This is a genomic window from Robertmurraya beringensis (assembly GCF_042433785.1).
GTDB classification, from domain to species: domain Bacteria; phylum Bacillota; class Bacilli; order Bacillales; family Cytobacillaceae; genus Robertmurraya_A; species Robertmurraya_A beringensis.
In genome coordinates, this window is record NZ_JBHLUU010000022.1 from 66,071 (window position 1) to 89,887 (window position 23,817).

Consider the following 23,817-nt stretch of genomic DNA (forward strand, 5'->3'; position numbering starts at 1 on the left):
GGCGATTAACCGTGTTGCAAGAAAAAAAGAAGGTTGTCATCATTGGGGGAGGCATAACAGGTATAACAGCTGCTTACTACTTACAAAAGGAAGCTCGTGAAAAGGGCTTACCGATTGACGTATGCCTTGTTGAAGCATCGCATCGTCTAGGTGGAAAAATACAGACTATGGTTCGTGACGGTTTTGTCATTGAAAGAGGTCCAGATTCCTACCTAGAAAGAAAGCAAAGTGCGACACGTCTTGTAAAGGAAGCAGGAATGGAGTCAAAGCTTGTGAACAATACAGCTGGGAAATCGTATGTATTGGTTCAAGAAAGGCTGCATCCAATGCCAGGTGGTTCTGTTATGGGTATCCCAACACAACTGGCCCCATTTGTTACGACTGGACTATTTTCTATTCAAGGAAAGTTAAGAGCCGCTGCTGATTTTGTTTTACCAAAGTCAAATCCAGTTGAGGATCAATCTTTAGGTACCTTCTTTAGAAGAAGACTAGGAGATGAAGTGGTTGAAAACTTAATTGAGCCACTTCTTTCGGGTATCTACGCAGGGGATATTGACCAAATGAGCCTAATGGCAACCTTTCCCCAGTTTTATCAGGTAGAACAAAAATATGGCAGTCTAGTTCTTGGAATGAAAAAATCAACACCCCAAGCTCCAAAAAAATCGCCTGAAACAAAGAGTAAAGGTATTTTCTTAACACTTACTTCCGGGTTGCAGTCTTTAGTGGACGGAATTGAAGCAAAACTTGAGGCTGGATCGGTGTTAAAGGGAATCCGTGTGGATCGAATAAAAAAGATGGACAAAGGATACAAGCTTGAGTTAAACAATGGAGAAAAACTTACAGCAGATGCTATTGTCTCTGCTGTCCCACATCATGTGACACATGCGATGTTTCAGCAGTACGATTTCTTCGATCCTTTTGAACATATGCCATCTACTTCAGTGGCGACCGTTGCATTGGCTTTTCCAAAAGAAGCGGTAGAAAAGGATATCAATGGGACCGGGTTTGTCGTGTCTCGAAATAGCGATTATTCGATAACTGCCTGTACGTGGACACATAAAAAATGGCCGCATTCATGCCCTGAAGGTAGTGTTCTGCTTCGTTGTTATGTGGGCCGTCCTGGTGATGAGGCGATTGTAGATTTATCTGATGATGAACTAAGTAGAATTGTTCTGGAAGATTTGAATAAGACTATGAATATTACGATGGATCCTAATTTTGTTGTTGTTTCAAGGTGGAAGGACTCTATGCCACAATACACTGTTGGACATAAACAAAGAATTCAAACGGTCAATGAGCACGTTGCTCAAGAATTGCCGGGTGTATTTTTAGCAGGAGCTTCTTTTGAAGGCTTAGGAATCCCTGACTGTATTGATCAAGGTGAGGCAGCAGTAAAAAAGGTATTACAATTTCTTCAATAAATTTTTTAAGGGACTCTTTACTAAGAGTCTCTTTTTCACTATTGACACAAACAATATAAGGTGATAGATTACTGATTATACAAAATGACCGTTTTGTTCATTTGGTCAATTATTGAGGTGAAGATATGGGGATTGATCGAAAAAAGCTCATTGTTGAGGCTGCGACAAAGTCTTTTTCACAGTTTGGTTATAAAGCTACCACCATAGACCAAGTTGCCAACATTGCAAATGTTGGTAAAGGAACGATCTATACCTTTTTTAAAAATAAGGAAGAATTGTTTGATGAGATTATTTCTAGCTTAATAAAGGAGCTAAAAGTAACAGCAGATGAGGCATTTTTAGGCGATTTGCCTTTCCATGAAAAGCTGCATCAGGCACTGTATCAAATCCTCGAATTTCGGATGAGCCATCAGCTTTCCATTAAGCTTTTTCAGGAAGCAAGAGAAATTGGTACACCTGCTGTAGTAGATGTGATTAATCGGATGGAAAATAATATATTGCGAAATATTGAAGAACGAGTCGCCAAAGCCATTGAAACTGGAAGCATACAATCCTGTGACCCCAAGTTAACGGCGTTTGTTATGCTGAAACTGTATATTGCTTTAATATTCGATTGGGAAAAAAATAATCCACCACTTGAAAAAGACGAGATAGCCAAGCTATTCGAACAATATATATTTAAGGGTTTAGCCAAATAAGCCCTTCTTTTTTGTTATAAAATGACCAAATGAACATTTCAGTCAATTTGAATATAAAGGGGAGAATAACAATTGAAAAATAATCTTCTAAAAGAAGAAATTGCAGCGGTGTTTCGAAACCGGAAACTATTGATTCCACTGATCGCCGTACTTTTTATACCTATCTTATATAGTGGGATGTTTTTATGGGCATTTTGGGATCCGTATGATCACCTAAAGGATCTTCCAGTAGCGATTGTAAATGAAGATGATGGTGCAACTTATGAAGGAAAAGAACTTCATCTAGGTGATGACTTAGTCGCCAAGTTAAAAGAAAGTCAAGATTTTCATTTTGAATTTGTGGATCGTACTGTGGCAAACGATGACCTAGAAAACCAAAAATATTATATGATCGTCGAGATACCAGATAATTTTTCTGAAAATGCGACGACACTTTTAGATGAAAATCCAGAAAAGCTAGCACTTAACTTTATACCAAATGAAGGCTATAACTTTTTAGCTGCACAAATTGGTGGCACAGCAATTGAAAAGATTAAAGCTTCTCTTTCTGCAAAAGTAACAGAAACGTATGCAGAAAGTATGTTTGACAAAGTAGAAGAACTTGCGGATGGAATGACAAAAGCAAGTGAAGGTGCGAATGATTTGAGCACTGGAACAGCTGATCTTTTGGCAGGAACTTCAAACTTTCATGAAAAGCTGACCCAATTTTCAAATGGGACAGAAAAGTTTTCAGAAGGAATGGCAAGTGCTACAAACGGGACAATTGCCCTCAATAGAGGTGCGTCTGATTTATCAGCAGGTTTAGGACAATTAAGCAGTGGCCAAAACGAGCTTGTTACAGCCTCAAAGACAATTCAATCAGGATTAGGCAGTTTGCATCAAGGAATGACGGATGTAAACACAGGGCTAGAAACGGTGAATGGTAAAGTTCCGGCGTTAATCAGTGGAACAAGTGAGTTAATGGAAGGGGTGGCAACACTTGAAACCTCACTTGCTGAATGGCAAAAGGGTGCTGAGGCGGTTAATGGTGGCGTAAAGGCGCTCACTCAATCCTTACAAGCGGTGATTGCACAAATGCCTGAAGGACCGGAGAGAGCAGTACTTGAACAAACACTTGCCTCTTTAGATTCCAACACTCAAATTCTAGCAGAAAAATCGGCTCTTTTGTCCGCAGGTGCAAGCAATCTTGAAAACGGCATGGAATCTTTACTAGCCGGACAAAAAGAGCTTCAAGGTGGATTAAATCAGTTAGAAGAAGGTACGAATGCTTTAGTAGAAGGATCCTCAGAGCTTTCTGCGGGACAAACAACGTTCGAGTCTGGCATGGAATACTTTCAACAAAAGCTTACAGAAGCATCAAATGGTGCCCAAAAAATCAGCGAGGGTACAAATGGGTTAGTGTCCGGCGTTACAGAGTTAGCGGATGCATCTAAAACCATTGCGTCAAGTGCCAGTCAGTTACAAGAAGGTAGCGATAGCATTATCGATGGAAACAATAAGCTACTAGACGGAAGCAATAAACTGTCAACGAAGCTAGCTGAAGGTGCAGACAAAGCATCCAGTGTTGAGGCGACGGATAAAACATTTGATATGATGGCACAGCCAGTCGAAGTGAAGGAAAAGAAAGTGAATGAGGTATCAAACTACGGTACAGGGTTTGCTCCATACTTCCTGTCTTTAGGATTGTTCGTAGGTGCTTTACTATTATCCATTGTGTTTCCTTTAAAAGAGCCAGCATCTATTCCTAAGAGTGGAATGAACTGGTTCATCAGCAAATTTTCTATTATTGGTGTAGTTGGTGTATTACAGGGGATTGTAGCAGCGACCGTGTTACTACTAGGTCTAGGATTACAAGTTGAAAGTACATTTTACTTCTATCTTTTCACGATCATTACTAGTATCACGTTTGTGACATTAATTCAATTATTGGTCACAACGCTTGGAGATCCAGGTCGTTTTGTCGCCATTATCGTTCTTATTTTGCAATTAACAACAAGTGCAGGAACTTTTCCATTAGAGCTTATACCAAGCGCATTACAGCCGTTTAATTCATTATTGCCAATGACCTATTCGGTTCAAGGATTTAAAGCGGTTATTTCAAGTGGGGATTACTCATTCATGTGGCATAACGCATATATCCTATTATCCTTCGCTGTTGTTTGTGCGGTGGGGACCATTCTTTATTTTTCAAAAATGCATAAGCGCCAATTTCGTGTCATGGCAGAATAAAAAATAGCCCCAGTCAGCTGACTGGGGCCTTTATTGTAAACTATGAATCTATATGTTTGTTACATCCATGCAATGCTCGCACTTATTGCCATAGCATTCATGTTGTTCATCAATTTTATTCCCACATTGTACACATTCCTTCGGTGGTAAGTTTCTGAAAAATTCAACAATGCTCTCAAACATATAAGTTCCCCCTATTATGGTGTTTAAAACAGATTAATTATTAATTAAATTGTATTATAACAGTTTGGATGTGTCAATCGTTGTTTTACCTATTTTTCATAAATAAATAAAAAAGCTATAATAAACGATAGATATAATAAAAGCGGAGGGATTCGTTCAATGAAGCTCACAACAATAGGTTTTTGGGGTGGTTATCCTAAAGCAAATGCAGCAAGCACAGGATATGTGTTAGAACATAACGGTTTTCAATTATTGATTGATTGTGGAAGTGCGGTTTTGTCCAAGTTACAAAATTATTATCAGCCTGAAGAATTGGATGCAGTGGTTTTATCTCATTATCATGCCGACCATATTGCTGATATTGGTGCCTTGCAGCATGCTCGATTGATTCAAGGGTTTTTAGGGAGTGAGATGAATACATTACCGATTTATGCACATGATGGTGATGCCCATGAATTTTCTAAGTTAACGTACAAAACGATCACAAAAGGAATTGCTTATGATCCGAATGCTGAATTGAAAGTAGGTCCATTCACTATTCAATTTTTATTAACCAAGCATCCGGTTCCTTGTTATGCGATGAGATTTGAGGTTGATGGTAAAGCTTTAGTTTACACAGCAGATACTTCGTTCATTGAGGAGTTTGTTTCTTTTAGTGAAGGAGCCGACGTTCTTTTGTGCGAATGTAACTTCTATGCTAATCAGGACGGCAGTGGAGCCGGACATATGAACAGCTTTGATGCTGGAAAGCTTGCGGCTAGAGCAAATGTTAAGCAGCTTGTGTTAACGCATCTTCCTCACTATGGAGAACTACAGCAGTTAGTGGACGAAGCAAAGCAACATTATATGGGTCCAACAGGCTTGGCCTACACTGGACAAGTGATTGAAATTTAAGGAGAGAGAAGCATGCTATTTATTGATAATAAAGGGATTACCGATCCAAGAATAAATTTAGCAATTGAAGAATATTGCCTGAAAAATTTAAACATAGATAAAACATATCTACTTTTCTACATAAATGAACCATCTATTATCATTGGTAAAAATCAAAATACGATTGAAGAAATAAATACGGACTATGTAGAGGAAAACGAGATTCATGTAGTTCGTAGGCTTTCAGGTGGTGGAGCGGTTTACCATGACTTAGGAAATTTAAATTTTAGCTTTATTACTAAGGACGATGGAGAAAGCTTTCATAATTTTAAAAAGTTTACGGACCCGGTCGTTGAAGCTTTGCGTGAGCTAGGGGTACAGGCAGAATTAAGTGGGAGAAACGATATTTTGGTTGAGGGTAGGAAAATTTCTGGGAATGCACAGTTTTCCACTAAGGGACGAATGTTTAGTCATGGAACGCTTATGTTTGATTCAGAAATTGACCATGTTGTTTCAGCATTAAAGGTTCGTAAGGATAAAATTGAGTCCAAAGGAATCAAATCGATTCGAAGCAGAGTCGCCAATATTTCGGAGTTCTTAACAGAAAAGGTTTCTATGGAAGAGTTTCGTTCCCTGCTGCTTGAGAAAATCTTTAGTGGTACAGAGAATGTTAATGAGTACGTGTTATCAGAGGAAGATTGGAAGAATATTCACGAGCTTTCCAAAGAACGCTATCAAAATTGGGATTGGAATTACGGGAAGTCCCCTAAGTTTAACCTCCAGCATTCGCACCGTTTCCCGGTGGGTCATATTGATGTGCGATTGGAAGTGAATAAAGGGGTTGTTGAAAGCTGCAAAATTTATGGTGATTTCTTTGGAGTTGGAGATGTCGCCGATATAGAAGAAAAACTAACGGGAATTCGTTACGATAAAGCTGTGATACAATTAGCGTTGGACAATGTAAATATTAAACATTATTTTGGTAACGTGACAAAAGAAGATTTTTTACAACTAATATATTAAGTTGTTGGGGGATTAAGGATGGCAATTTTAGTAACAGGTGGAGCCGGCTATATTGGTAGCCACACAGTGGTAGAGCTTTTGAATCATGGAGAAGAAGTCGTGGTTGTAGACAATTTACAAACCGGTCATCTCCCAGCGGTAAAGGGCGCAACTTTCTATCAAGTAGACTTACGCGATTCTAAAGCATTATGGGAAGTGTTTTCAAAGCATTCGATTGAAGCCGTGATTCATTTTGCGGCGAGTTCTCTAGTAGGCGAAAGTGTAGAGAAGCCGCTCATGTATTACGAAAATAATCTTATTTCTTCACACTCATTGGTCTCTGTTATGGTGGAGCATAATGTGAAGAAAATTGTGTTTTCATCAACAGCAGCAACATACGGAGAGCCCAAAGAGGTTCCGATTTCAGAGGAGTCAGAAACATCTCCAACGAATCCATATGGAGAAACAAAGCTTGCTATGGAAAAAATGTTCCGTTGGTGTGACGGTGCTTACGGCTTAAAGTCGATTTCCCTTCGCTATTTTAATGCTGCTGGCGCCCACTCGGACGGAATAATTGGTGAGGACCACACACCTGAAACTCATTTAATTCCAATTATTTTGCAGGTAGCCTTGGGACAGAGAGAGCATATTGGTATCTATGGGGATGATTATCCGACTGAGGACGGAACATGTATCCGCGATTATATTCATGTTATGGACCTTGCTAACGCTCACTGGTTAGCTTTAGAATATTTACGTAAAAATGAAGTAAGTGATGTGTTCAACCTTGGAAATGGACGAGGTTTTTCGGTGAAAGAGGTAATTGAAACAGCAAGAACAGTTACAAAGCATGAAATTCCAGCTGTAGTTAGTCCACGTCGAGCAGGCGATCCAGCTGTATTAATTGCATCATCTGAAAAAGCTCAGCAAACATTAGGCTGGAAGCCAAAGTATAATCAGTTAGAAATCATTATTGAAACCGCATGGAATTGGCATCAGAACAATCCTGGTGGCTATAAAAAATAGGATGTAGGTGGGGCTCCATGGGATGGAGCCCCTTTTGGTGTTATTGTAGGATGCGGTTTTGCTGATTGCTCTGCATTCCTTGTGTAGTACCTTGGATACCTTGGGAACCACCTGATGTAGCGAACGAATTAAGCAACTGTTGTGTGTCTTCTTCTTTGAGCTGAGGAACTTGATAAAATTCCTTTTTGTTTTGATATAAGAAAATTTCGTACGCCATTTCCAAATAGTTAGGGATACTATCCTGAAGCACACGACGAACAATCGGATTCGTTGCTTCACCAGCAGCCATCGTCATCGTTTGAGCAGATGACTTCATACAGCCAAGCATGAGCGAAGATAAACACTTATCGTCAATTTCAGCTGCAGACTGCTTCGGTTTAGTCGGTTGGGAGGATTTCATACCATAAACAACATCATTGGATTGCTTCATCATATAGCTAGAAGTTGGGTGACTTGGATCTTGCCCAGTTTTAAAACACTCGACTAACACATTATATTGATCCGTAATAAATTGACGTTGGCGAACGACAATATCCTTTAACTCAGGATCCTTAATCTGTTGTTCGAACATTAAATACTGGTCAATCGTACCAAGAGTACCCGAAATCACCTCATGCACATCAAGAATCTCATGCGCCCCGTGATTCACGGTTCTCGCCATATTTGGTGAAGCCATCATATTATTTGTAGAAGCCGTTTGCATGTTGTTTTGCTGTTGTTGTGTTATCATCCGCCTCAACCCCCACATTTGGATTTGTACAGCTAAATACCGTACGTGTCTATTATGGTGAAAGATGCGGGAGAGCATACGAGGTGAAAATTTGGGAAAAATGGTAGTTAGGTTCCCAGGAGTCGGAAAAAAGAGTGTAGCGGTAACCAAAGTGTGGGTTAGGTTCCCATGAGTCCGAAAAAAAGCGTGTGGCGGTAACCAAAGTGTGGGTTAGGTTCCCATGAGTCCGAAAAAAAGCGTGTGGCGGTAACCAAAGTGTGGGTTAGGTTCCCGTGAGTCCGAAAAAAAGCGCGTGGCGGTAACCAAAGTGTGGGTTAGGTTACCGTGAGTCCGAAAAAAAGCGCGTGGCGGTAACCAAAGTGTGGGTTAGGTTCCCATGTGCACAGTAAAAGGCTCTGAGCGGTAATCAAAGGTGTCATATTTACAGAATTTAACTTTTCAGTACAAAATGAGCTTTCCTACTATGCCCCTTTAATGCAAAGTGTGATGACAACACCCGCCTCACAGTCTTCTTCGACTTCACCACACCCCCGCACCACTCATAAATCACATTCGTGGTTACCAACCGATCCGGAAACAGCAGCATGAACTCATAAACACTTCTAACGATTGCATCGTCAATACTTTCAGTTGTTCCGCATGAACAGACCAATCTCGTTTCTGTAGCTTCTTTGAAGAAAGTATAGCAGTGGGAACAATAAATTCCTTTTTGTAGAATCTCATAAGAATAATCAGGTTTTCTTATTATCGGTGATGTAGATAAATGATGTGTCAGGAGTTTATTTGCCATTTTCTCATGTAGATGAGTAGTTTTGGTTGGTTTGTTGGCAAGAGTTCTTAGTAATCGCTGGATTTGGGTAGGGTAGATAATGGGTGTTTTCATGGGGGCTTGATAGAGGGTGAACTCAGGGTTTACAAATACTAAAAATGGTTCAATAGGAAGCATACAGCCGTGTTCCTGTAAAAAACGTCGCAGCAAGGATTCGCTTCTTTGCAACTGTTCTAGGGGGTTTTTAATTTCCTTATCTGATAAAGTATACCAACGATCTCCTTTAACATAAAAATCTCCTTCAAAATTTTTTATCTCAAACAACAAAACGGATTCTTGAAAAATTGCTAGGGAATCCATTTGAAAAAGGTTATTACCAAAATCAAGCAGTACGTCATTTAACAGTAGAAACTCATTTGTCAATGAACTGACATATTGATCAAACAACAATTCACCAGCGTAGCCCTTCTCAAGACGTTGGTAATGAGAAACATCCTTTTCACACAAGCTCATTCGTAAAAATAAACTGCGATATAACAAAAGGTTTTCCGACTCTTTTCTAGATTTAAGTAACATCTTCCACATCCTTTCCTTTTTAGTGTATATCTTCTTAAATGATTTGTCTAAAAATTCATAAATGTATGCGTTTACACTTGTAAGCCTAATTGCCAACCAATATAATGGAAGTAGGGATTTATCATCATTTATGAATGAATACTCATTCATAGTGAGTGTTTGAAAAAATTCACGAACAAAGCAAACGAAAAAGCACACAAACAAATCACACAACAACACAACAACACAACAACACAACACCTAAGACCACCATACGAACAAACCAACACAACCAACTAAAGGGGATGGAGCGATGAATTTATCTGCTCAGTTACACGAGACGGCGAAAGCATTGCCTCAAAAAACAGCGTATTTTTTTAATGATGAGGCTAGTACGTATGCTGAATTGGATGGGGCCATTACGAAGTTTGCGTCAGGGCTTGAGGCACTTGGGGTCAAAAAAGGGGATCATATTGCGTTACTATTGGGGAATTCACCGTATTTTGTTGTTAGTTTGTACGGAGCACTGAGATTAGGGGCAACAGTGATTCCGGTTAATCCGATTTATACTCCGGATGAAATTGGCTATATTATTAAAAATGGGGATGTAAAAACAGTGGTTGCACTGGATCTATTACTTCCACTTGCAGAAAAAATGCATCATTTATTGCCTGAGGTTGAGAATTATATCATTTGTGATACACCTCAAGGTAAGGAACGAGGACTCAATAATAGCAACTTATCGGTAGGAGATAAGCTACATACATTTACAAGCATACTTGCATCCGGTGACTTAAGTTATCAGGGCCCAGAGCTTAATGAGGATGATGTGGCAGTGATTTTGTACACTTCAGGTACAACTGGAAAGCCAAAGGGTGCCATGCTTACTCACAAAAATTTATACAGCAATGCAAAAGATACAGGCGATTATTTGAAAATGAATGAGGATGACCGTATCATTACCACTCTTCCCATGTTTCATGTGTTTTGCTTAACGGTCGCGCTTAATGCACCTTTATTGAGTGGGGCAACCATATTAATTGATCCAAAATTTAGTCCTGCTGAAATTTTCCGCTTATCCAAAAAGTATGAACCGACTGTTTTTGCCGGAGTACCTACTATGTATAACTTCCTTTACCAATACGAAGCAGGAGATCCAAAGGACTTACAATCCTTACGATTATGTATTTCCGGTGGTGCCTCGATGCCGGTTTCCTTGCTCGAGAACTTTGAGAGGAAGTTCAACGTGCTTATTTCTGAGGGATACGGACTTTCGGAAGCTTCACCAGTTACTTGCTTTAATCCGCTCGATCGTCCGCGAAAGGCAGGTTCGATTGGTCAGTCCATTGTTCATGTAGAAAACAAGGTTGTGAATGAATTAGGAGAAGAAGTTCCTATCGGGCAGGTTGGGGAGCTTATCGTTTCCGGTCCGAATGTGATGAAGGGGTATTATAAAATGCCGGAGGAAACACAGGCGGCCATTCGTAATGGCTGGTTATACACCGGTGATCTTGCTAGAAAGGATGAGGAAGGTTATTTTTATATCGTTGACCGGAAAAAGGACCTCATTCTTGTCGGTGGCTACAATGTGTATCCGAGAGAAGTAGAGGAAGTGCTTTATAGTCATCCAGATATAATCGAGGTGGCAGTGCTTGGTGTTCCTGATCCAGAACAAGGAGAAATGGTAAAAAGCTATGTTGTTACGAAGAATTCAGAGCTAACAGAAGAGGATGTTCTTGATTATTGCCGTGAGCGTTTGGCAAAATACAAGATTCCTAGTTCTGTAGATTTTCTTGAAGAGCTTCCAAAGAATACAACCGGGAAAATTTTACGTAGAGCGTTAAAGCAACAAATCATTCAAGCATAGGAATAGAAAAAAAGCAGGCAGAAATATGTCTGCTTTTTGATTGAGGCTGTTTTCGCAAAGATTGTTGTTAAAATCTAAAAGCCGATTTTAACGTGGAAATAGCTATTTTGCCCTATAGAATTTAGTTTGCAGGCTCTTTTCTTATTAATTTTATGCTATTTTCTGCTGAAATTTAGCACAATTATTAAAATTAGGTTCCAAAAAGCAACAAAGTTTAAGAAAAGAGCTTTGATTGAAGGAGGAGTTAGCTGTGAGCCTTATGCTTTATGAAAAAAAAGACTTCATCGGTTTTATTACCTTGCATCGTCCGGATGTTATGAATGCTTTCAATTTTGAATCCTTGCTGCAACTTCAGGATATTGTGCAAAAAATTCGTCATGACCGTGATGTGCGTGCTGTCCTAATCACCGGATCAGGAGAGAAAGCCTTTAGTGTCGGTGCCGATTTAAAGGAACGGAAACATCTCTCACCAGAAGATGTGATGAGAAATGTACACAAAATCGGAGAAGTGTTTTCAGAAATAAGCGAGCTCCCTCAACCAACAATTGCAGCAATTAATGGATATACCTTTGGTGGAGGAATGGAGCTAGCTCTAGCTTGTGATTTCCGCCTAGCGGTAAAAGGCACTAAGATGGGGTTGACCGAAACGAGTCTTGGAATTATACCAGGTGCAGGTGGTACACAGCGTTTGCCACGTTTAATTGGTGAAACAAAAGCATTGGAGCTTATTTTAACGGCTAGAAAAATAACAGCTGAACAGGCAGAACAATTAGGGCTCGTGAACAAAGTGACTGAGTCGCATGACCTTATGAATGAATCCTTAAAGCTGGCTAATGAGATGCTTGCTAATGCACCTATTGCCCTTCAGCAAGCGAAATTTGCCGTTCGTCAAGGGATGAGTGTAGATTTGAATACGGCATTAAAGATTGAAAGGAAAGCTTATGAGGTAACGATACCAACCGACGATCGCAAGGAAGCGTTACAAGCTTTTAGTGAAAAGAGAAAACCAAATTTTCAAGGAAAGTAGATCAAAGGACCAGTCGGAATCGATTGGTTCTTTTTGTAGTATAATAAATATTTAGAAAATTTATAAAAAAGACTTGTAGAAAAGAACGGCTCCTTATATATAATAATAGGTAGATATTTTAGTGCATAAAAGCATAAAAGTAAAAAAGTGATAGAGAGAGAGTAAGAGGGGGAAATATTATGCTAAGAAAAATGAAATCACTCGCTGCCATTTCGGTTGCAGGTGCATTATTCTTAAGTGGCTGTGGCAGCTCAGAAACGGATAATGCAAACGGAGATTCAGAAGTAAAGACACTTAAAGTCGGTGTAACTCAGATTGTTGAGCATCCGTCGTTAGATGCGGCTCTTGAAGGCTTTCAAAAAGCGCTTGAAGAACAAGGACTTGAAGTGGAATATGATGTGCAAATTGCTCAAGGTGACCAAAATAATAACCAATCGATTGCTAACAACTTTGTTGGTGATAAGGTGGACCTGATTTTTGCTAACTCAACACCAAGTGCATTGAGCGCGTTAAACGCAACGAAGGACATTCCAATTGTGTTTACGTCTGTTACTGATCCAGTAGGTGCTGGTCTTGTAACGGCTATGGATCAGCCAGGAGATAATATTACAGGCACAACAGATACACATCCAGACGCGATTCCGAATATGGTTAATTTTATGAATGAGAACTTTAGCGGTAGTACGGTTGGAGTTATTTACAATTCAGGTGAACAAAATTCAGTTGCCCAAATCGATCTTGTTAAGGATGCGTTAGAAGGGACAGACTTGAAGCTTGCTGAAGCTACGGTTTCTACTTCTTCTGAAGTAAAGCAAGCAGCTGAATCATTAATCGGTAAGGCTGATATGTTCTATATCATTACTGATAACACAGTTGTTTCTGCTTTAGAGTCTGTTATTCAAGTAGCGAATGACCAAGATTTACCGTTGTTTGTAGGAGAGCTAGATTCAGTAAAACGCGGTGGTTTTGCAGCATTTGGCTTTGACTACGGTGATATCGGCTATGAAGCTGGAGCGATGGCTGCGCAAATCTTAAAAGGTGAAAAGAAGGCATCAGAATTACCTGTTCAGTATCCACAAAACCTAAAGCTATTAATCAACCAAACAGCTGCAAAGGAAATGGGTATTGAAATAAAGGACGAATGGAAAGAACTTGCGGAACTTGTAGACTAATGAATATTGGTTTGGGCTTCTGGATTTATTCCTTGAAGCCCTTCCGTATTTAAGAAAGGAGAAGCATCTATGTTTACAGCGATTTTTTCATCAGTAGAGGCAGGTGCCATTTACGCACTTATGGCGCTTGGTGTGTACTTGTCTTTTAGAATACTAGACTTCCCTGATTTAACGGTGGATGGAAGTTTTGTTACGGGAGCATCAGTTGCAGCTGTAATGATCGTGTCTGGAGCGAATCCTTTTATCGCAACATTGGCTGCACTTGTTGCAGGCTTTATTGCCGGTTGCTTGACGGGTCTTCTTCATACAAAAGGAGGAATCAATCCTTTATTATCTGGGATTTTAATGATGATTGCTCTTTATTCGATTAACCTGCGAATTATGGGGAAATCAAACGTTCCACTTTTATCAGAGGAAACGGTTATTACAAAGATTTCGGATTTTTGGACGAATTTAAATATTGATCAGACCATCGGCTCGTTGTTTGTTTCTATAGGATTAGCCGACTATACTCCAAAAACATGGGGAATTTTGCTTTTTATGCTCATCCTAGCATTTATTATTAAAGGATTGATCGATGCATTTTTAAAGACAGATATTGGTCTTGCCTTGCGTGCGACTGGTGACAATGAAACGATGATTCGAAGCTTTTCTGCTAACACGGATACATTAAAAGTAATCGGTTTAGGTTTATCAAATGCTCTTGTTGCTTTTGCGGGTGCACTGATTGCTCAGTACAACGGATTTAGTGATGTTGGAATGGGTATTGGTATGATTATCATTGGTTTGGCATCGGTAATTATCGGTGAAGCAATCTTTGGAGCTAAAAGTATTGTTCGTGCGACCTTCGCTGTCATCGGTGGTGCGATCGTATATCGAATTATTGTTACGTTGGCGTTACGAGTAGAGTTTTTAGAAACGGGAGATATGAAGTTAATTACTGCGATTATTGTTGTTTCTGCCCTTGTTGTACCTAAGCTGGTTAATCAGCAAAAAGAAAGACAACGAAAGAAAAAACGCCTGCTTGAATCATCATCAAGACAAAATAACTCCATAGAGAAGAGTGGTGAACAGCTTGCTGCAGCTAAATCAGATTTATAAAGTGTTCAATGAAGGCACACCTGACGAAAAGATTGCCATTAATCATGTCAATTTGTCTTTGAATAAGGGAGACTTTGTCACTGTGATTGGAAGTAACGGAGCTGGGAAATCAACTCTTATGAACCTTATCTCTGGAAAAATGTTTCCTGATATTGGCCAAGTGAAGGTTGATGGCCAGGATGTTACTACCATGAAAGAGCATAAACGTTCTCGTCTCATTGGTCGCGTGTTCCAGGATCCAATGGCAGGAACAGCTCCATCTATGACGATCGAAGAAAATTTAGCCATTGCCTATTCAAGAGCATCTTCACGAGGATTGAGCAGAGGAGTGACCAAAAAACGCCGAGAGTTTTTTATCGGAAAATTAGAGTCACTGCATCTTGGGCTTGAAAATCGTCTTCAGGCGAAAGTTGGACTCCTATCAGGAGGGGAGCGCCAAGCATTATCTTTACTGATGGCAACCTTTACTGATCCTAAAATCCTTCTCTTAGATGAGCATACAGCTGCTCTTGATCCATCACGAGCAGAGCTTATTACAAACTTAACTAGAGATATCGTGAATGAAACAAACTTAACAACGTTAATGGTAACCCATAATATGCAACAGGCACTTGATCTTGGTAACCGACTGATTATGATGGATAGTGGTCAAATTATTTTCGAAGCAACTGAAGAGGAAAAATCAAAACTAACGGTTGAAAAGCTTCTTGAGGAATTCCAGCGTATCCGTGGTTCTAAAATGAGTAGTGATCGTTCAGTGCTTGTATAGAAAACACATCAGAGAGACTCTCTGTGTGTTTTCTTTTTTGTGTCTCTTGATGGATATTTATTGTACAGGTATAATATTCGTTACCTGAGTTTCCAGTTTTATGTATATTTTGGTAGATTCGTAGATATGGGTGGTGATTTTTTTGGAAGAAGTGGTTTCTGTTAGAAGTAACAGTGAATTTCGAAAAGGAATACAAGCAGGATTGTCGATCGGCATTGGTTATTTCCCGATTGCGTTAACATTTGGTTTGCTTGCAAAAACAACCGGACTTACAGTGACTGAAACCGTACTAATGAGTATTATTGTGTTTGCCGGTGCCTCTCAATATATTTCACTTAGCTTGCTCACGCTTGGTACAGGAGTATTTGAGATTGTATTAACAACTTTTATTGTAAACATCAGACATTTTCTTATGTCAGCTTCCTTGAATGAAAAAGTAGAAGAGGAAGGGACTTCACTTAAAATGCTTTATTCTTTTGGAATAACAGACGAGACGTTTTCTGTTGCCGCATTAAAAGATGGCAAGGTTTCGACTGGATTTCTGTTTGGAGTCATTACCGTTTCATATTCGAGCTGGGTCATTAATTCCGGTCTAGGACATGTAATTGGTGCGTCACTACCTAAGACTCTTCAAGAAAGTATGTCTGTTGCTCTTTATGCGATGTTTATTGGACTTGTGGTTCCTTCGATGAAGAAAAGCGTGAAGGTGGTTTTTTTAGCGGTAATAGCGGCGAGTTTTAACACAATATTTACGATGACAGAAGTTCTGTCTACTGGTTGGTCCATTGTCGCGTCGACTTTGCTATCAGCTGTAATTGTGGAAGTTGTGCAAACACTTCGGGGACGGGAGGGAGAAGAGGAACATGAAAAGTGAGATTCTATGGATGATTGTCGGAATGGGATTAGTCACTTATATTCCAAGAATGCTTCCTTTCGTGCTGTTTAAAGGAAAAGAATTACCCTCATTTTTGCAAGGAATTTTGAAAAACGTACCATATGCAACACTAGGGGCACTAATATTCCCGGGCATATTATTTATTCAAGAGGATCTTTGGTATGGACTTTTTGGGGCTGCAGCCGCGTTTATAGCCGCTTTTCTCGGTGCAAATGTAATAATAGTCGTTATTGGCTCAATCACGGTACTTACGGTGTATTCCTATTTTTTCTAAGCTGTTTCTCCTGGAGGAACAGTTTTTTTGTTATCTTTTGGGATACAGTAATTACTGGTTCTAAATCCTATTTTTATTACTAAAATAAGTACAAAAGGATTGGACAAGGTGGAAAGGGGAGATATTTTTTGGCTAAGAAAATTGGCTTGTACGGTGTGCTTGCCTTTTGTTTATACGTACTCTTTTTTTACTGGTACTTATTTTATTTTTCACAATCAAGCTTGCCGTTTGAATATCAGGGAACGAAGGCAGATCCTGCTACTTTTTTAAATGAAAGAGAGTTAATGTTAACAGAGGAATACTCGAAAATTCGCAACTTCTTGTTTTTTATTTCGACCCCCATTGAGTGGTTATTTTATTTGCTTATATTATTGTTTGGTTTATCTAAGACGTTTAAGCGATGGTCGGAACAATCGGCTAAATATCGGATTCTTCAGCAAGCAATTTATTTAATTTGGTTGTCTGTAGCTGCCTTTATAGCAACGACTCCATTAAGCTATGTTAGCTATTCACTCTCAAAGAAATACAATATTTCAACCCAATCCTTTTCGTCTTGGATGAAGGACGAGTTAATCGATTTTTGGATAAATTACGGTACTTTGTTTCTCATAGTATCCGTTTTATATTGGTTAATGAGAAAGAGCGGTAAGAAGTGGTGGTTTTATGGGTGGTTAATTTCCATACCATTCACTTTATTTATGATGTTTTTACAACCAGTAGTGATTGATCCATTGTACAATGATTTCTATCCTCTTAAAAATAAGGAGCTGGAGACTAAGATCCTTGATATAGCGAATTCGGCTGGAATTCCTGCGGAGCATGTATTTGAAGTAAATATGGCAGAAAAGACGAATGCGCTCAATGCGTATGTAACAGGAATTGGATCTAATTCTAGAATTGTTCTATGGGATACGACTCTTAATCGATTAACCGAAGACCAAATTCTATTTATTATGGCTCATGAGATGGCACATTATGTGGAAAAGCATTTGTATATTGGAATTGCTGGGTATTTGGTGTTCTCTTTGCTCGGACTATATATCATTTCGAGGTTAATGAGAGCGATTGTGAGCAGATGGGGTGAGGCATTAAAAATTTCTGCAGTTAACGATATTGCGTCGCTTCCACTGTTTCTATTGCTGTTATCGATGCTGATGTATGTATCAAGTCCATTTTCAAATACAGTGTCACGATATCAAGAGATGCGTGCGGATCGCTATGCAATTGAAATGACTCAGAATTCAGAGGCAGCGATTGGAACATTCCAGGAGCTTACAAAAGCGGGGCTTAGTCAGGTAAATCCGCCTCTACTTGTAAAAATCTTCCGATATGGTCATCCAACCATGCTTGAGCGGATTACAAGAATAGAAGAATATGAACTTGAGCAAAGAAATCAGCAATAAGAAGAAAATGGGGCCCTTTAAAGGAGCCCCATTTTCTTCTTAAGTCCCAAATCTCTTGGTCAACAGCTTGTATTCATTTGATAGCTTAAAAAATTCTGATCTGTTTCTTTCGTCAATGGCTTGATCAATTCGTTTTGTTAGTTTTTCTTTTTCCGCTTTTAACAATGATTCTGACAGCAGCATCTCAACGTACAAATCTAACACAAATGATTCCTTCGCTTTCTTGCGATTCATGGCACTGGATTTCATTAGCTCTGTATAAGATTTTTCTTTCATTGAAATCACCTCTGATGTCTTTTTCATATTATATTTAACTTTATAGAAATTATCAACAGAATTTTTAAAAAATTTAGAAAGTTCAAGTTTCAATTGTGAACTAATTCCGAATTTTTTACAAAATTTGATATTGTTTTAATTCAAGCTGATATGATAGGAGGTGAATCAGAATTGTCATAAGGAGATGAAAGAATGAGAATGCAGCATCAAAGAAATCTGGTAGAGGAGTACGAAATTAACCCATTTACGATGGTGATTATGCCTACCACGTATGGGTGCAAAACATATTCAAAGGTATATGAAACAGATGATACCTGTCTTTCCCCTTTTAAGCCTATTGAAATCATAAGAAAAAGCTGTCAGTTTTTTGGATCAAGTTATGAAGGTAGAAAGGACGGAGTTAGACAGCTCACTGGAATTACCCATAAGGTCCCCATTCCTGTTTCCCCTACAAATTACATCTACTTTTTCCCAACCACTTCCCCCGATAATTCGGAATGTATTTGGCTTGCTCATGAGCATATCGTCGATTATAAAAAGGGTGATAAAAGTGAGACGACGGTCATGTTCACGAACAAGGAAGTTATGAATATTCCAATTTCCTATAACTCTTTTCACAACCAAATCTCAAGAACCTTGCTAGTACAATCGAAGTTAGGAAAACGTCTAGAGGATACAAGAACCATGTATGTGAATTTTGGTAAAAAGATGAGGGCGTCAGAAAACCAACTGGATTATGGAAATTACGGGCATTAAATCAATATGAACAGGAGCAGCTTTATGCTTCTGTTTTGTTATTTTCTCGCTTAAATAAATAATACTCAAGCAGTTCTTGGACTTTGTTTCGAATTCTTGGATTAAAATAATTATGATGCTCTTCGTATCCTTTATAAAGAAAGGTAAACATCGTAAACGCTTCGTCGTGATTGGATTGGTATACTTTCATTTTATTTTTACTCATATAGCGCTTAATCTCACTAAGCTCCTTTTGGACGATCTTCATGGTTTCTTCAATCAAATGAAGATAGGGCTCCTTTAACTTAATGGTACTTTTGTTAATACTTTGAATGTCACGATTTAGAACGGTAAGGACCATTGGTAAGTAAATGGCTTGCTCAATCATATTTCTTTCTTCTGGTGGAATTCTAGTCATATTTATCGAACCTTTCAGACTAAAATAAGAACGTTTGTTCTATTTTATTTTATACGATTCAAGAGGGAAAGGCAAGATGCTAACTTAAACGATTTATTTCAAGTGTTGTTGTGCGTTAGTTTATGAAAAGAAAAAAGAAAAAATAAGTTTTTTAGAAGGAATAATATTTCAGCTATCGAAATAAATAAGTAAATATGAAGGAGATGATATGGGTGAGTAAAAGAACGTTAGTGGCAGAAGACTTGTATCAATTAAAATCAGTAGCAGACCCTCAGCTAGCTAGCAATGGACAAGACCTAGTGTATATTCAAACTGCAATTGATGAAAAGAAAAATGATTATGTCTCAAATATTTACTACATGAATGTAGAGGAAGAATCGGATCCTGTTCAATGGACTTTTGGTACGGAGCGGAATTTTTCTCCAAGATGGTCACCATGTGGAGAAAAGGTAGCTTTCGTTTCAACGAGAAGCGGGAAGGGACAGATATACATACTGCATAAAAAGGGTGGGGAAGCGAGACAGCTTACTAGCATAGCTCATGGAGTTAGTAATCCAGTTTGGTCACCTGATGGAAAACAAATCGCTTTTACTACCGGGTTAAAACCAGGGGAAGAACTGAGTGAGAAAGAAGAGAAAAGTGAAGAAAATCCAAAACTGTTAAAGCCATTAGTAGTAGAGAAGATGAAGTATAAATCGGATGCAGCCGGTTTTCTAGATGAAAAAGTAAAACAGGTGGCCATCGTGAACGTCGAAAGTGGAGAAGTACAGCTAATCACATCGGGAAATGCCGATATCCATTTACAAAGCTGGTCTCCAGATGGAAATACACTTGCAGTATCAGCGGATCTAAGCGAAGATGCAGATTTTTCGTTCATAAATGATTTCTTTTTATTAGATATAAAAACAAAAGAGCTAAGAAAAGTGACAGAAGGTACAGGTTATTTTGGCAGTGCTAGCTTTTCTCCGGATGGAAAATATATCGGACTGTTTGGTCACGAAAGAGAATTTAAGAATGCAACTTTGACCAAGCTTTGGATTTATGATGTTGAGGGAGAAACATTATCTTGCTTAACGGAAGGCACAGACTTGCTTGTTGGAGACTTAGCAATCGGAGATTTTCATCAAGGGGTAGTAACTCCGGGCGTGCTTTGGGGAGAAAACAGTACGAGTTTTTATTTCTTGGCAACTGATCATGGAAATACCGTTCTATACTACGGTTCGGTAGAAGGTGAGCTGTATCCGGCATTGCTTGATAAGCAGCATGTGTATGGTGCAACTACGGGTGGACAAGTGAATCAAGCAGTCGTTGCAATCAGTAAACCAACCGAGCCAGGAGAGCTTTATCTATTGGATGTACCAACGGGAGATCTTAAACAACTAACAAATGTAAATAAAGAATTTCTTGAGGAGGTCGTCCTCGCTGAAGTGGAAGAAATTGAATTTACATCCACAGATGACTGGCAGTTACACGGTTGGATCATGAAGCCGGCATCATTTAAAGAGGGTGAAAAATATCCGTGTATTTTAGAAATTCACGGTGGACCTCATGCTATGTATGCCAATACATATTTTCATGAGTTTCAAATGCTAGCTGCAGCCGGATATGCCGTTTTATTTATTAATCCAAGAGGCAGTCACGGATACGGGCAGTCATTTGTTGATGCGGTTCGTGGAGATTATGGTGGAAGAGACTATGCAGATTTAATGGATGCGGTTGATTTTGCATTGAAAAAGTTTGACTTTATAGATGAAAACAAACTAGGGGTTACGGGCGGAAGCTATGGCGGCTTTATGACAAACTGGATTGTTGGACACACGAACCGGTTTAAGGCGGCAGTTACTCAGCGCTCCATTTCAAACTGGATTAGTTTTTATGGAGTAAGTGATATTGGGTACTACTTTAATGAATGGCAAATAAAAGCAGAGCTTGAGGATTTAGAAACCTTGTGGAAGCATTCCCCACTCGCCTATGTAAAAAGGATAGAAACACCACTCCTTATTCTGCATAGTGAAAAGGATTATCGTTGTCCTATCGAGCAGGCTGAGCAGTTATACATTGCGTTAAAGCATCGTAAAAAGGAAACGAAATTCGTGCGTTTCCCTGAATCCAATCATGAGTTATCAAGAAGCGGGAAGCCTAATTTAAGAATCGAGAGACTAAACCATATTCTTGGATGGTTTAAAGAATATATTCAATAATCTAGTAAATACCCATGGGAAACGAGTCCTGTGGGTATTTTTGTCATAAAATAGGCGAATTCGTTCTCTTTTTTAATTAGGAGGTGTACAATATGAGAAAAAGGACCATGTTAGAATAATATGCAGCTTATTTACGTGAGGAGATTAAGTAATGGATGTAGAATTAATCAAAGCTTGGTTTACTCTTGAAAATATTATGGAGTTAATAGAAAAATACCGTTCCTTTGGGCCATTACCGGGAATATTACTTCCATTACTAGAAGCGTTCCTTCCGTTTTTACCACTTTTCCTTTTTGTGATGGCAAATGCGAGTGCCTTTGGATTATGGTTTGGATTTTTATTTTCTTGGATAGGTGCATCAGGTGGGGCACTAATCGTTTTTCTCTTGGTCAGGAAGTTTGGTCAAAAGAGAATATTGAACTTTTTAAAAAAGCACCCTCAAGTTCAAAAACTCATGGTTTGGGTGGAGAACCATGGATTTGGCCCACTGTTTTTACTTTTATGCTTTCCTTTTACACCATCAGCTGTTGTGAACATTGTAGCTGGCCTATCAAAAATAAGTATTGCTCAATATATGCTAGCTGTTTTGACAGGGAAAATGGTCATGATTTTTACGATTAGCTTTGTTGGCTACGATATACATTCATTGATTACTCAACCCATACGTACAGCGATCGTTGGTTTTGTTATTGTCTTACTTTGGTTTATAGGAAAAAGGATTGAGGCCCGTCTCAACCGTGTTGAAACGAATGTAAGTGAGCCGGAAAAGATCAGATTAAAGGACCGATAATCAACAGAAGGAGGGATGAAGATGAAAAGGTTTGCCCCTGTTATACAAACAAAACTAATTCCCCCTGCAGTAAAGGGTTAATTCGGCGGGCAAAGTTCATGAATAAAATGAAAGCGATGCCAAAATATAGAGTTTTTAAACTGAGGAGGAAAAGTATGAGATTACAGGGGAAAGTAGCAATCATTACGGGGGCGGCAAACGGAATTGGTTTTGCCGCAGCGAGCTTGTTTGCGAAAGAAGGAGCAAAGGTGGCTTTAGCAGATTACGATGCCACCTTAGGAGAAACAAAGACAGAGGAATTAAAGGCACAGGGGTATCAAGTGGCTTTTTTTCAAGTAAATGTAGCTGATCGTGATAGTGTAAATGCAATGGTGGAGGAAGTAGTGGGTCGTTTTGGTGGGATTGATATTCTAGTGAATAACGCTGGTATTACTCGTGATGCGATGCTATCGAAGTTAGCGGTAGAAGATTTTCAGCAAGTGCTTGATGTTAATTTAACTGGGGTATTTCATTGTACACAAGCCGTGCTTCCTATTTTAGTTTCTAACGGAAAAGGGAGAATCATTAATACCTCGTCCGTCTCTGGGGTATATGGGAATGTGGGTCAAACCAATTATTCTGCCACCAAAGCGGGCGTGGTTGGTATGACAAAAACATGGGCCAAGGAGCTTGGGCGTAAAGGAATCAATGTAAACGCAGTGGCACCAGGCTTTATCGCAACGGGAATGACGGCCAAAGTACCGGAAAAAGTACTACAGCAAATGAAGATGATGGTCCCACTTGGTCGACTGGGAAATCCGGAAGACATTGCGAATGCCTACCTATTTTTAGTATCGGATGAATCCAACTATGTGAATGGAACTGTGCTACATGTTGATGGAGGAATTATGATGTGACTAATGGACTAGTCCTTATTGGGCTAGTTTTTTTGCGTTTTTTCCTGTGTAACTTTCGTGTAAAAGCCAATGGATGGGAAGAAAGGGAGGTCCTAATTGCCCGCTAGGACGGAATAATCCCCTTGACGGTCAAATAGAACTGCCAGCCAACCTCCTACACATTCCCCGCCTACTTCCTACTCAACAAATAACCCGTAATGATCTGATTAACATAACTAGGCTGTCTCGTTGGCAACTGGTGTGATTCTCCCTTAATAACAAAGATCTCGACATCAGCCAGCTCCTTTTTATACGTTTTAATGTAGGTATTAAAAGAATCTGATCTGCTTCCGTACATCAACAGAGCGGGTGCGGTAATCTTTGCTAAATCATCTTTGCAGTTAAAATGCATAACATCATAATAGTATTTTGCCCAGACATGATGGTTAGCTTTGTACATATGCTCTTTTAACTCACGGCGAAATTGTCGATCCTTTGGCACAGTATTCTGTTGATAAAGCTTTTATT

At 39.2% G+C, this 23,817-nt stretch carries 24 protein-coding genes; 18 read left to right on the forward strand and 6 right to left on the reverse strand.

What is annotated here, in order from left to right:
• The first annotated feature begins 11 nt into the window (after positions 1–11).
• The 3 genes from hemY (at position 12) to ACFFHF_RS07380 (ending at position 4,348) form a co-directional block, all read left to right on the forward strand.
• The gene (hemY, locus tag ACFFHF_RS07370; RefSeq protein WP_377057803.1) at positions 12–1,421 is read left to right on the forward strand and encodes a protoporphyrinogen oxidase; all 1,410 of its coding nucleotides are present in this window, start codon (positions 12–14) and stop codon (positions 1,419–1,421) included.
• A 125-nt stretch (positions 1,422–1,546) separates the two neighbouring features.
• A complete protein-coding gene (locus tag ACFFHF_RS07375; protein ID WP_377057804.1) occupies positions 1,547–2,119 on the forward strand; it encodes a TetR/AcrR family transcriptional regulator in 573 nt (190 codons plus the stop codon).
• Positions 2,120–2,191: 72 nt separating this feature from the next.
• Positions 2,192–4,348 (forward strand): YhgE/Pip family protein, encoded by a 2,157-nt coding sequence (locus ACFFHF_RS07380; RefSeq protein ID WP_377057805.1) that lies wholly within the window; start codon positions 2,192–2,194, stop codon positions 4,346–4,348.
• A 48-nt stretch (positions 4,349–4,396) separates the two neighbouring features.
• Here ACFFHF_RS07380 and yhfH read toward each other — a convergent pair whose 3' ends face one another.
• A complete protein-coding gene (gene yhfH / locus ACFFHF_RS07385) occupies positions 4,397–4,531 on the reverse strand; it encodes a protein YhfH (protein ID WP_160549178.1) in 135 nt (44 codons plus the stop codon).
• 159 nt (positions 4,532–4,690) lie between these two features.
• Here yhfH and ACFFHF_RS07390 point away from each other — a divergent pair, with 159 nt between their 5' ends.
• From ACFFHF_RS07390 to galE, 3 genes are read left to right on the forward strand one after another with little or no spacing between them, the layout of a single operon-like run.
• Positions 4,691–5,425, forward strand: coding sequence for an MBL fold metallo-hydrolase (locus ACFFHF_RS07390; RefSeq protein ID WP_377057806.1), 735 nt, complete (start codon positions 4,691–4,693; stop codon positions 5,423–5,425).
• A gap of 12 nt (positions 5,426–5,437) precedes the next feature.
• Positions 5,438–6,427 (forward strand): lipoate--protein ligase, encoded by a 990-nt coding sequence (gene lplA / locus ACFFHF_RS07395; protein WP_377057807.1) that lies wholly within the window; start codon positions 5,438–5,440, stop codon positions 6,425–6,427.
• An 18-nt stretch (positions 6,428–6,445) separates the two neighbouring features.
• Positions 6,446–7,432 carry a UDP-glucose 4-epimerase GalE gene (galE, locus tag ACFFHF_RS07400; protein WP_377057808.1) on the forward strand — a complete coding sequence of 329 codons (987 nt, stop codon included), beginning with the start codon at positions 6,446–6,448 and terminating at the stop codon, positions 7,430–7,432.
• Between the two features lie 40 nt (positions 7,433–7,472).
• On the opposite strand, the gene ACFFHF_RS07405 is transcribed toward galE, so the two are convergent.
• Both ACFFHF_RS07405 and ACFFHF_RS07410 read right to left on the reverse strand, forming a co-directional pair.
• Positions 7,473–8,162: a spore coat protein gene (locus ACFFHF_RS07405; protein ID WP_377057809.1), complete on the reverse strand. Its 690-nt coding sequence runs from the start codon at positions 8,160–8,162 to the stop codon at positions 7,473–7,475.
• A 430-nt stretch (positions 8,163–8,592) separates the two neighbouring features.
• Positions 8,593–9,507, reverse strand: a complete 915-nt coding sequence (locus ACFFHF_RS07410; protein ID WP_377057810.1) for a nuclease-related domain-containing protein — start codon at positions 9,505–9,507, stop codon at positions 8,593–8,595.
• A gap of 292 nt (positions 9,508–9,799) precedes the next feature.
• Here ACFFHF_RS07410 and ACFFHF_RS07415 point away from each other — a divergent pair, with 292 nt between their 5' ends.
• From ACFFHF_RS07415 to ACFFHF_RS07450, 8 genes are all read left to right on the forward strand, one after another.
• On the forward strand, positions 9,800–11,353 hold the full coding sequence (locus ACFFHF_RS07415; protein ID WP_377057811.1) for a fatty acid--CoA ligase family protein: 1,554 nt from the start codon (positions 9,800–9,802) through the stop codon (positions 11,351–11,353).
• Positions 11,354–11,603: 250 nt separating this feature from the next.
• A complete protein-coding gene (locus ACFFHF_RS07420) occupies positions 11,604–12,380 on the forward strand; it encodes an enoyl-CoA hydratase-related protein (RefSeq protein ID WP_377057812.1) in 777 nt (258 codons plus the stop codon).
• A gap of 179 nt (positions 12,381–12,559) precedes the next feature.
• The gene (locus ACFFHF_RS07425; protein ID WP_377057813.1) at positions 12,560–13,552 is read left to right on the forward strand and encodes an ABC transporter substrate-binding protein; all 993 of its coding nucleotides are present in this window, start codon (positions 12,560–12,562) and stop codon (positions 13,550–13,552) included.
• A gap of 69 nt (positions 13,553–13,621) precedes the next feature.
• Positions 13,622–14,653 carry an ABC transporter permease gene (locus ACFFHF_RS07430; protein ID WP_377057814.1) on the forward strand — a complete coding sequence of 344 codons (1,032 nt, stop codon included), beginning with the start codon at positions 13,622–13,624 and terminating at the stop codon, positions 14,651–14,653.
• A complete protein-coding gene (locus tag ACFFHF_RS07435; protein ID WP_377057815.1) occupies positions 14,628–15,422 on the forward strand; it encodes an ABC transporter ATP-binding protein in 795 nt (264 codons plus the stop codon). Before ACFFHF_RS07430 ends, ACFFHF_RS07435 begins: the two co-directional genes overlap by 26 nt.
• Positions 15,423–15,564: 142 nt before the next feature.
• Entirely contained in the window at positions 15,565–16,296 is a 732-nt protein-coding gene (locus tag ACFFHF_RS07440; protein WP_377057816.1) for an AzlC family ABC transporter permease, read from the forward strand.
• Entirely contained in the window at positions 16,286–16,591 is a 306-nt protein-coding gene (locus ACFFHF_RS07445) for a branched-chain amino acid transport AzlD family protein (RefSeq protein WP_160549189.1), read from the forward strand. The genes ACFFHF_RS07440 and ACFFHF_RS07445 overlap by 11 nt, the downstream gene beginning before the upstream one ends.
• A 128-nt stretch (positions 16,592–16,719) precedes the next feature.
• Positions 16,720–17,994, forward strand: a complete 1,275-nt coding sequence (locus tag ACFFHF_RS07450) for a M48 family metallopeptidase (protein WP_377057817.1) — start codon at positions 16,720–16,722, stop codon at positions 17,992–17,994.
• A gap of 39 nt (positions 17,995–18,033) precedes the next feature.
• On the opposite strand, the gene ACFFHF_RS07455 is transcribed toward ACFFHF_RS07450, so the two are convergent.
• Positions 18,034–18,270: an IDEAL domain-containing protein gene (locus ACFFHF_RS07455; protein ID WP_377057818.1), complete on the reverse strand. Its 237-nt coding sequence runs from the start codon at positions 18,268–18,270 to the stop codon at positions 18,034–18,036.
• 192 nt (positions 18,271–18,462) lie between these two features.
• Between ACFFHF_RS07455 and ACFFHF_RS07460 the strand changes: the two genes are divergently transcribed.
• Positions 18,463–19,026: a competence protein ComK gene (locus ACFFHF_RS07460; RefSeq protein ID WP_340902818.1), complete on the forward strand. Its 564-nt coding sequence runs from the start codon at positions 18,463–18,465 to the stop codon at positions 19,024–19,026.
• Between the two features lie 22 nt (positions 19,027–19,048).
• On the opposite strand, the gene ACFFHF_RS07465 is transcribed toward ACFFHF_RS07460, so the two are convergent.
• Positions 19,049–19,423, reverse strand: coding sequence for a YhjD family protein (locus tag ACFFHF_RS07465; protein WP_160549192.1), 375 nt, complete (start codon positions 19,421–19,423; stop codon positions 19,049–19,051).
• 203 nt (positions 19,424–19,626) lie between these two features.
• Between ACFFHF_RS07465 and ACFFHF_RS07470 the strand changes: the two genes are divergently transcribed.
• From ACFFHF_RS07470 to fabG, 3 genes are all read left to right on the forward strand, one after another.
• Positions 19,627–21,624 carry a prolyl oligopeptidase family serine peptidase gene (locus tag ACFFHF_RS07470; protein WP_377057860.1) on the forward strand — a complete coding sequence of 666 codons (1,998 nt, stop codon included), beginning with the start codon at positions 19,627–19,629 and terminating at the stop codon, positions 21,622–21,624.
• 151 nt (positions 21,625–21,775) lie between these two features.
• The gene (locus ACFFHF_RS07475) at positions 21,776–22,414 is read left to right on the forward strand and encodes a TVP38/TMEM64 family protein (protein WP_377057820.1); all 639 of its coding nucleotides are present in this window, start codon (positions 21,776–21,778) and stop codon (positions 22,412–22,414) included.
• Positions 22,415–22,569: 155 nt separating this feature from the next.
• On the forward strand, positions 22,570–23,310 hold the full coding sequence (gene fabG, locus ACFFHF_RS07480) for a 3-oxoacyl-ACP reductase FabG (RefSeq protein ID WP_377057821.1): 741 nt from the start codon (positions 22,570–22,572) through the stop codon (positions 23,308–23,310).
• 169 nt (positions 23,311–23,479) lie between these two features.
• On the opposite strand, the gene ACFFHF_RS07485 is transcribed toward fabG, so the two are convergent.
• Entirely contained in the window at positions 23,480–23,791 is a 312-nt protein-coding gene (locus ACFFHF_RS07485) for a hypothetical protein (protein ID WP_377057822.1), read from the reverse strand.
• Between the last annotated feature and the right edge of the window lie 26 nt (positions 23,792–23,817).

Excerpts from the sequence above, each read along its gene's own strand:
- ACFFHF_RS07375 (WP_377057804.1), top strand. The coding sequence starts at position 1,547 with ATGGGGATTGATCGAAAAAAGCTCATTGTTGAGGCTGCGACAAAGTCT.
- yhfH (WP_160549178.1), bottom strand. The coding sequence starts at position 4,531 with ATGTTTGAGAGCATTGTTGAATTTTTCAGAAACTTACCACCGAAGGAA.
- ACFFHF_RS07390 (WP_377057806.1), top strand. The coding sequence starts at position 4,691 with ATGAAGCTCACAACAATAGGTTTTTGGGGTGGTTATCCTAAAGCAAAT.
- lplA (WP_377057807.1), top strand. The coding sequence starts at position 5,438 with ATGCTATTTATTGATAATAAAGGGATTACCGATCCAAGAATAAATTTA.
- galE (WP_377057808.1), top strand. The coding sequence starts at position 6,446 with ATGGCAATTTTAGTAACAGGTGGAGCCGGCTATATTGGTAGCCACACA.
- ACFFHF_RS07405 (WP_377057809.1), bottom strand. The coding sequence starts at position 8,162 with ATGATAACACAACAACAGCAAAACAACATGCAAACGGCTTCTACAAAT.
- ACFFHF_RS07410 (WP_377057810.1), bottom strand. The coding sequence starts at position 9,507 with ATGTTACTTAAATCTAGAAAAGAGTCGGAAAACCTTTTGTTATATCGC.
- ACFFHF_RS07415 (WP_377057811.1), top strand. The coding sequence starts at position 9,800 with ATGAATTTATCTGCTCAGTTACACGAGACGGCGAAAGCATTGCCTCAA.
- ACFFHF_RS07425 (WP_377057813.1), top strand. The coding sequence starts at position 12,560 with ATGCTAAGAAAAATGAAATCACTCGCTGCCATTTCGGTTGCAGGTGCA.
- ACFFHF_RS07430 (WP_377057814.1), top strand. The coding sequence starts at position 13,622 with ATGTTTACAGCGATTTTTTCATCAGTAGAGGCAGGTGCCATTTACGCA.
- ACFFHF_RS07445 (WP_160549189.1), top strand. The coding sequence starts at position 16,286 with ATGAAAAGTGAGATTCTATGGATGATTGTCGGAATGGGATTAGTCACT.
- ACFFHF_RS07455 (WP_377057818.1), bottom strand. The coding sequence starts at position 18,270 with ATGAAAGAAAAATCTTATACAGAGCTAATGAAATCCAGTGCCATGAAT.
- ACFFHF_RS07460 (WP_340902818.1), top strand. The coding sequence starts at position 18,463 with ATGAGAATGCAGCATCAAAGAAATCTGGTAGAGGAGTACGAAATTAAC.
- ACFFHF_RS07465 (WP_160549192.1), bottom strand. The coding sequence starts at position 19,423 with ATGACTAGAATTCCACCAGAAGAAAGAAATATGATTGAGCAAGCCATT.
- ACFFHF_RS07470 (WP_377057860.1), top strand. The coding sequence starts at position 19,627 with ATGATATGGGTGAGTAAAAGAACGTTAGTGGCAGAAGACTTGTATCAA.
- ACFFHF_RS07475 (WP_377057820.1), top strand. The coding sequence starts at position 21,776 with ATGGATGTAGAATTAATCAAAGCTTGGTTTACTCTTGAAAATATTATG.
- fabG (WP_377057821.1), top strand. The coding sequence starts at position 22,570 with ATGAGATTACAGGGGAAAGTAGCAATCATTACGGGGGCGGCAAACGGA.